The sequence below is a fragment of the Sulfuricurvum sp. RIFOXYD12_FULL_44_77 genome, assembly GCF_001830725.1.
Lineage (GTDB): Bacteria > Campylobacterota > Campylobacteria > Campylobacterales > Sulfurimonadaceae > Sulfuricurvum > Sulfuricurvum kujiense_A.
In genome coordinates this window covers 1-8,254 of sequence record NZ_MIBU01000081.1, presented here as the reverse complement: position 1 = coordinate 8,254, position 8,254 = coordinate 1, and the positions used below count along the sequence as shown (strand labels likewise).

General features: G+C 42.2%; 7 protein-coding genes. 4 read left to right on the top strand and 3 right to left on the bottom strand.

Features of this window, described 5'->3' with window-relative positions; translation table 11 throughout:
• The 3 genes from A2517_RS03730 to A2517_RS03720 all read left to right on the top strand — a co-directional run.
• The coding region (locus A2517_RS03730) for a TonB-dependent receptor (RefSeq protein ID WP_294894274.1) at positions 1 to 1,049 on the top strand (1,049 nt) is incomplete at its 5' end.
• Positions 1,049 to 1,579: a hypothetical protein gene (locus tag A2517_RS03725; protein ID WP_294894271.1), complete on the top strand. Its 531-nt coding sequence runs from the start codon at positions 1,049 to 1,051 to the stop codon at positions 1,577 to 1,579. The genes A2517_RS03730 and A2517_RS03725, both read left to right, overlap by 1 nt.
• On the top strand, positions 1,576 to 3,504 hold the full coding sequence (locus tag A2517_RS03720) for a GGDEF domain-containing phosphodiesterase (RefSeq protein WP_294894269.1): 1,929 nt from the start codon (positions 1,576 to 1,578) through the stop codon (positions 3,502 to 3,504). Before A2517_RS03725 ends, A2517_RS03720 begins: the two co-directional genes overlap by 4 nt.
• A 2-nt stretch (positions 3,505 to 3,506) precedes the next feature.
• Here A2517_RS03720 and A2517_RS03715 read toward each other — a convergent pair whose 3' ends face one another.
• The 3 genes from A2517_RS03715 to A2517_RS03705 are packed head-to-tail and all read right to left on the bottom strand — an operon-like array spanning position 3,507 to position 7,098.
• Positions 3,507 to 4,751, bottom strand: a complete 1,245-nt coding sequence (locus tag A2517_RS03715; protein WP_294894267.1) for a sensor domain-containing diguanylate cyclase — start codon at positions 4,749 to 4,751, stop codon at positions 3,507 to 3,509.
• Entirely contained in the window at positions 4,748 to 5,245 is a 498-nt protein-coding gene (locus A2517_RS03710) for a YfiR family protein (protein WP_294894265.1), read from the bottom strand. Before A2517_RS03710 ends, A2517_RS03715 begins: the two co-directional genes overlap by 4 nt.
• On the bottom strand, positions 5,242 to 7,098 hold the full coding sequence (locus tag A2517_RS03705; RefSeq protein WP_294894263.1) for a TonB-dependent siderophore receptor: 1,857 nt from the start codon (positions 7,096 to 7,098) through the stop codon (positions 5,242 to 5,244). The genes A2517_RS03710 and A2517_RS03705 overlap by 4 nt, the downstream gene beginning before the upstream one ends.
• A 143-nt stretch (positions 7,099 to 7,241) precedes the next feature.
• Here A2517_RS03705 and A2517_RS03700 point away from each other — a divergent pair.
• A partial coding sequence (locus A2517_RS03700) for a pyridoxal phosphate-dependent aminotransferase (RefSeq protein WP_294894260.1) occupies positions 7,242 to 8,254 on the top strand: 1,013 nt, incomplete at its 3' end.

Below are 8,254 nucleotides of genomic sequence, written 5' to 3'. Positions count from 1 at the left end.
ATGGTTTTTGGGCCTATTTGGATTTTAAAACCCGTTTACTCTATAGTAATATTTCAACTATCTATACCGGTATCAAAAATCATAAAATAACTCTCGGCTACAGTGCAAAATACGAAGATATGATTGATATGTCCACCGTAACAACAAATAGAACCGGCGGGTCAACCCTTGTTGATTATACGCGCCTTGCCCCATTTATTGATGCGGGATCAGCATGCCGACATTCGGATGATATCTATATCAATGATACACTGGATATCAGTGACCAATTAGCCTTTTCCCTTTATCTAGGTGGGACGAAAGCGTCCCATATCGAATTTCAGCCCTATGCCAGAGGGGCATTAGTCTATCAGCCCCATCGCCAACATATCCTCAAACTCATGGTAGGTAATAACTTCCGCCTCCCCTCATTGAGAGAGATGTATGTTCAAAATCACCCCGCTAAGATTGGAAATCCCAATTTAGAACCCGAACATGTTACGTCGTATGAAACCCAATACCTCTATAAACCTACCCTAGATACGACGGTGGGAATCAATCTGTTTTATCTTCAGAACAAAGACCAAATCGCCCCCGATACAACCACGAAAATCTATCAAAATATCGGTAAGCGGAATATTTCGGGATTGGAAACGGAATTTCGTGGCAGTATCGGTGAAAATGATCTTTTTGCCCTCTCGTATAGCTATATCAGAGGAGAAACGTTCAAAGGCGCAGAAACGACCGACTATCTCCCCTACGCATCATCTCATATGGTGAAAGGGGCGTTTTCGTATGCCCTTACGCCTCAACTCAATGCCGGAGTACTAGGGCGTTACAGCAGTGAAAAAGAGAGACGCCCGAATGATTCACGAAAAAATTCGATGGAGTCCTTTGCCGCAGTTGATTTGATTTTAGGGTGGGAGGATAGTAGCGGATTCTATCTCCAAGGTGCTCTAAAAAATCTTACGAATGCTATCTATCGTTACCCCTCAACTCCGGCTACCTATCCCGATGATTACCCTATATCGGGTCGAACATTCTGGATCAGAAGCGGTTGGAAATTTTAATGCGTATTTTGTTGCTTTTGTTGATCGGATTTTTATTTGCAAAAGCTGATGAATCATTTTTGATGCAAACACACATTCGGATGCTCCCTAAAATTATGGCATTGGATACCCGTTTAGCATCCAAAGCACCCTCCTCTAAGCTAATATTGGCAATTGTTTATGATACTAACAAAAAAGCGAATGCCCAATTGATTGCTAATGAAATGAATACAATCCATAATGGAAAAGTTTCAAATTTCTCCTTTACGGCACTTCCCGTTTCGGTAGATGAACTGATGACACGCAAAGAGATCACATTTGTTTACTCCATTCAACATACCACTGCCCCATCGATCAAAAAAATTGCCGCTTGGGGAATAGCCAACACCGTTCCTACCTTTTCGTATGATGTAAACGATATGGAATTCGGTATCTTAGGTTCCATTGCCATTGAACGCTCTACTATCATTTACATTAACAAGAATACTCTTAAAGAGGGAAAATACCGATTTAACGATACTTTATTTCAGATTGCGAGACTTGTCGAATGAACCGTTTTAAAAATGCCCGCCTTTCCACTAAACTTTTTACGGCACTTACCCTTGTCACCTTCATTATCTTTACTACTGTCACTTTAGTGACTTTTTTTATTGTTCGAGATTTAACGATCAATTCCCAAAAAGAAAAAGCGGCACTGCTGATTGATACGGTTAATCCTGCAATATCTCTTGCCCTCTTTCTGGGTATACACGATTTTGGAGACAAACTCTCTGCTATTACCAAACGTCCAGAAGTTATTTCCCTCAAAATATCCGATGCAAAGAGAGATGTAATTTTGGACTATCATCATTACGATCACTCAACATCGCATGAAACCATCCAAATCAGCGAAAATTTAATGGAACCCTCCTCCCTTAAAGTGATCGGCACCATCACCCTTGTATACTCAGGGGAAGAGTTCACTAAAGCTATGAACCGTTTTTATACATTGTACGGCTGGATCAGTGTCAGTGTCTTTGCCATCCTTTGGCTTATGATGGTGTGGATAAACCATCTTTTATTACCGATCAAATTGATTGCTGAAAAAGTACGAAATTTTAAACTCGGAAAAAAGATCATATTCGACATTCCCTATAGCCAACGTGAATTTACCCAAATTATTCATTCCTTTGAAATAATGCAAGAGAGTGTTATTCAATACGCTCAAGAGATTGAATCGATTAATAAAAACCTTGAGATTAAAATTAGCGAACAAACGCGAGAAGCAATACGACATTTGTATTATGACAATCTAACATCGCTACCGAATCGCATTAAGCTCCAAGAAGATTTACAGCTCAATGATATCAATACTGTTGCGATACTCAATATAGATGATTTTAAAGAGATCAACGATTTCTTCGGTATTGATACCGGAGATTGGCTCTTAAGCCAAATTGCCCATTGGCTCAGCGAAATGAAACTGAAGCCCTACCGTATGGGGGGAGATGAATTTGCATTCCGGATGAAAGAGGGAAGTAGTCACAATGAATTTTGTCATGACATCGAAATGCTTCTCTCGTTATTAAGCGAGAAATTCTTTATGATCGCGGAGGAAACCGTCCACGTCCGCGCTACAGTCGGAATCGCAATCGACAGTGATAAACCTCTGATCCATGCCGATGTTGCACTTAATAAAGCACGAAGTGCGAAACTCCCCTACTCTGTATACGACCAATCTGAAGGGATCGAACAGCAATATCAAGCCAACATCGCTATGTCTGCTCACATTCGTCAAGCTTTAGTTGAGCACCGTATTATCTGCCAATATCAGCCAATTGTCTCGTGTGAAAACGGAAAAATTGCAAAATATGAGACATTGGTACGTATTCAAAATGAAGACGGCTCGTTGATCGCCCCTTATGATTTTTTACCGATTGCACAAAAGACCAAACTCTACCACCATATTACCCAAGAGGTTGTCTATCAAGCGTGCCATCTGTTTGCATCGAGGGATGAACAATTTTCGATCAATCTCTCCATCAGTGATATGTTAGACAACCGTACCGTAACGACGATCGAAAACATTCTCCGTCAAACCGGCACTTCGAATCGAATAATTTTTGAGATATTGGAATCGGAAGGTATTGAGAATTTTGATGAAGCTGCCTCTTTTATAGCCCGAATGAAAGCCTTTGGGGTCAAATTTGCCATTGATGATTTCGGAACCGGTTACTCCAACTTTGAAAATATCCTCAAACTCAATGTTGATATTCTCAAAATCGACGGTTCACTTATAAAATCGATCGATGAAAATCCGCGCCATCGTATCGTTGTGGAAGCTATCGTCGATTTTGCCCATCGTATCGGTATCGACACGGTTGCCGAGTTTGTCTCAAGCGAAGAAATTTTACAAAACGTAACCGATTTGGGCATTACCTATGCACAAGGATTTCATACGGGAAAACCACAATATTTGGAGCATAAGCCGATGTAAGTTTAAACAATTGGCGGATTATATATCTGATAATTGTTTTTCCCCTTCCCTTTAGCCAGATACATTGCCGAATCCGATGTGCTCATCAGTGTTTGTACATCGGATGAGAATTTTGGAAAACAACTGATTCCGATACTTGCACCGACCTTTACTTTATTACCTTCCAACACCACAGGGGTCGAAACAGCGTTTATAATTTTTTGAGCGATCTGCGCGACAGATTCGTGATCCGAAGTACTTTCAACAATAACAGCAAATTCATCCCCGCCGATCCGAAAAATACTATCATTCTGCCGCATTGTTTTTGTTAAACTTTCACTTACATGCCGCAATAGGAGATCTCCGACATGGTGCCCTACAGTATCGTTGACGATCTTAAAATCATCCAAATCGATCATCAATAGATAGCATGAAGTTCCATAACGTTCAGCATTACCGAGTGCTTGTACAATACGCTCTTCAAAAAAGTGACGATTAGCAATCCCCGTTACTCTATCATAATAGGCCAACTGCTGCATCGTCAAATCGCGCTTATGAATCTGCGTCATCATCTCACCGAATGCACGAGAGAGATTTCCCACTTCATCTTTGGAATCAGCAGAAATAGGAGCTGAATAATCGTTCTCTACCGTCACTTTCTGAGTCGCCGCAATCAAATTCATAAGCGGAGCGGTAATCATCTTGCTTATACGTTCACTAACCATACGAGCCAACACAAACCCTAGTATTGCAGCAATAATGATAATAAATAAGTACCATCCCATTCGAGTATAGAGACTATGCAAACTGCTGACGAGAATCAATGAACCAACGTATTCCGAGCGCAAAAAAATCGGTTTTTCAATGGTAACGGTCGTCAAAGTAAGATACTCTTTACCCTCTCTTGAGGCTTGAAACTCTTCCGAAGGTTTATTTATCTTTGAACCCTTTCCATAATAGCTTTCCAATAGAGTCCCATCGGATAGAATAAGATGAGCTTCGATCATATCAGGAACACCTTGAAGCGCCAAAAGGGTATCTTGTGCCGCTTCACTGTCTCGAAATGCCATCGCCGCCGCCGAACTCTCACCGGCAATATCAGCCTGTACCCGAATTGCTTCGAGAACATTGCTTCGTATCGCAAAATATTCATACGTTACCATAATAAATATGACAGGGATAAAGGCAAAAGCAATCCCAAAAATATTTGAATAAATAAGCTTTTTTTGGATCGACCAATCATTCAACGATTTTTTAAAGAGGATCACTGTTCTACCCTACGTGCCAGTTTTAAAAGACGTGAGCTGACACTCAGATCGGCTGCTTTTATCGGTTTTAAATTGATATCAAAAGCGATCTTACGATTATCACGCAACATCGTAATATGAGCATCACTAATCTTCGGGCTCTCACTCACGATCAATACTGACGTACCGGCAAGTTTTTGGATCAACTTTTCTCCCCGTTGTTCTTCGCCCTCTCTGATAAATACTATTTGGCACTCTTTTGTTTCTTCGGCTGTCGTTACGGTAGAGATTTTTACATTTTGGTTGTGCAGCACCTTATTGTTTAGGGCATTCGAAGCGCTACCAAAATCTTCTTTGTAAAAACAGATATTAAAATCCCCCGACATCTTCCCATCATGCCAATCGGTCAAAAGGGCAAAATTATAAAGATATGCCGCCTTAATCGTATATTCCGGCAAGGCATCGGCTCTCAAAAAACTTACTACAAAAATTAAAAATAATACTAACTGTCTCATTGGAAGGTGTACTCCAATTGCAGCCAGAAGGTACGCCCCGATTGAGGAAGGTAGGTCGTTTTTTCCTTATCGGACTTCTTAAACACATCATGTGCTAACACATTGATATCAAGATTCGGTGCGATTTTACGTGCGAGGAGGTTGAGATTAACCACGGTATACGCATCATGATAGTTACTCGAACCGGTATAGGGGAGATATTTACCCGTGTACTGCGCCTCTGCACTCATGCGTAATTGATCATTCCAAAGTGGGGTAGAGAGGTTAAACTTCGCAAGATGTGACGGAGATTGACCGAGACGTTCACCATTCGAATTTTTGGTATTTTGTCGTGCGTAACTGGTACGTAAACGGATCCCCTCTTCCCAATGCTTTTCAATCTCTACTTCAGCACCTCGCGCAATAATACACTCAGTGTTACCGTAGGAGATACGATCGCTGATGCGATAACGATAGAGTGAACCTATGAGCTTGGTTTGCCATCCAAGCTGTTGTTCTAAAACAAGTTCCTCCGTTTTGGCACGTTCTGGTTTATCCCATTCTCCTTCACTCTGTGTTGCTTGACGGTTGCTTACGCCTGTAGAGAGTTTAAGTATACTCTCATCCCATGGCTGGTAGATCAATGAGGCACGAGGGCTAAGGATTCGTTTTACGTCATTATTGCTTTTTTCATATCGAACCCCATAATTGAGACTCAGTGAGGGTGAGATAGCAAAGTCATCATAAGCATAAAGACTATAGGTTTTTCGAGGCTGATAAGAACTATCGTATGAATCGACATCGTTGAAAATCATATCAAAACTAGTTCCTCTATCTTGCCATCTATAATCGTGGCGATACCCGACACCTAGCGAAATAGTATGATTGTCAAACCACGTGCCTATTAGCTTCGCATCACCGCCATGCCACTGCGCAATATTCTCGGATTCATAGCGGTAAACTTCGGGATCGAGATAATCAGAGCTGTAAATATAGTGCCCGTACCAAAACGAGGAGGAGAGTTTCAAAGCTGAAGCGATATCGGTATTGTATTTGAAGAGAGCAAATGCATTTTCATCCCCATACACTAAAGAGTCTATGGCGGAATAGGTAGGGTGATTGATCTGGCGTTTCGCATACGCCCCTTGAAAAGAGAAGCTCTCAGCGTCATATTTTGCAAAAAGGCGTTTATTTTCTTCATCGTTGTCGCCATCTTTTTCAATGCTACCATTGGCATTAAACGAAGAGGCAGAGATCAGTAGGTTCGCACCGTTATCTAATTTTTCTCCGAAACTAACACGCTGCTGACGTCCATGGCGGCTACCGAATCCTAACGCAACCTGTGTGCCGCTAATATCGGAACCTTTTTTCGTGATGATATTAATAGCACCCAACAATGCTCCATCCCCATACCCAGCTGACCCGCCTCCGGGGACATACTCCACACGATCGATCAACGCAACATCAAGGATCCCGTCGTTACCAAGATATGCTTGCCCAAACATACTATCATCGGCACGATATCCGTCGATCAAGACAATAATGCGCCCTGCGTATTCGTTACTGGGATAACCTCGCCCCCCTAAAAAAGAGTAGGTATAGCTTTGAGGTACATGTAGCCCACGCATACTTGAGAGGATTTCACTCAATGTACGGTATCCGTAATCTTTGATATCCTGTGCCGTTACGATCGAGACGGCTGAAGCTGCATTACTGATTTGGTTAGCAATATGGCTGGCGGGGATGTATTCGGTTTGGAGCAACTCTTCGAGAGGGATCTCCGTGGCATCGGTGGCACTGTTATTTTCCAATGCACCTAACGACGATGTCATAAGCAACAACAATAGTGAAGAGAAGCTGGTCTTGTTTTTCAAAACTATTTGTACTGCTTTTTGATTTTTTAAAATTATATCCAACCAATGGTCACGTTCCAGTCACGACGAATTTTAGTAATGAAACAATCTAAAAATAATTCTTCCCGTGCTATAATTCGCAAAATTTTTACAAGGGCTGATCCATGTTAACCGATCGCGTCAATATACTCTCCGAATCGATTACCATTGCTATCTCTACGTTAGCGCAAGAACTCAAAGCACAAGGAAAAAACATCCTCAGCTTCTCCGCAGGTGAGCCTGATTTTGATACCCCTCAAGTAATCAAAGATGCCGCTATTAAGGCTATCAATGACGGTTTTACCAAATACACCGCCGTTGACGGTATTCCTGAGCTCAAAGCGGCTATCGCACTTAAACTCAAACGTGACAACGGATTGGATTATAAACCGAACCAAATCATCGCCAACAACGGTGCTAAACACTCACTCTACAACCTCTTTGCCTGCACGATACAAGCGGGTGATGAAGTGATCATCCCGGCTCCGTATTGGGTTACCTATCCCGAGCTTGTAATGTACTGTGGCGGAAGTGTCGTAGAGATTATGACCGACGATGAGAGCGGATTTAAAATTACCCCTGAGCAGCTCAAGGCAGCATTGACCCCTAAAACAAAAATGCTTATCCTCACCTCTCCGTCAAACCCGACCGGTGCGGTCTATTCGCGTGAAGAACTTATCGCGTTAGGCAAAGTGTTGGAAGGGACAAATGTTATCGTAGCCAGCGATGAGATGTATGAAAAACTGATTTACGACGGTGAGTTTACTTCCGCTGCCGCGGTAAGTGATGATATGTACCAGCGTACTATCACGATCAACGGTCTTTCTAAATCGGTAGCGATGACGGGGTGGCGTTTTGGGTATATGGCCGCATCCAATACCGAAATCATCCAAGCAACCAAAAAGCTTCAAAGCCAAAGTACCTCAAACATCAACAGTATCACCCAAAAAGCGGCTATTGTCGGTCTCAACGGTGAAGCGGACAGCGATATCGAAGCTATGCGGGTACAATTCAAAGCACGCCGTGACGAAGCGGTAAAACTGTTTAATGAGATTGACGGGTTATCGGTTCTCTCACCTGCCGGTGCTTTTTATCTTTTCGTCAATATCAAAGAAGTCAGCAATGATTCAATGCACTT

What these genes read in the sequence shown, in the direction of transcription:
- A2517_RS03725 (WP_294894271.1), top strand. Translation starts at nt 1,049, where the DNA reads ATGCGTATTTTGTTGCTTTTGTTGATCGGATTTTTATTTGCAAAAGCT.
- A2517_RS03720 (WP_294894269.1), top strand. Translation starts at nt 1,576, where the DNA reads ATGAACCGTTTTAAAAATGCCCGCCTTTCCACTAAACTTTTTACGGCA.
- A2517_RS03710 (WP_294894265.1), bottom strand. Translation starts at nt 5,245, where the DNA reads ATGAGACAGTTAGTATTATTTTTAATTTTTGTAGTAAGTTTTTTGAGA.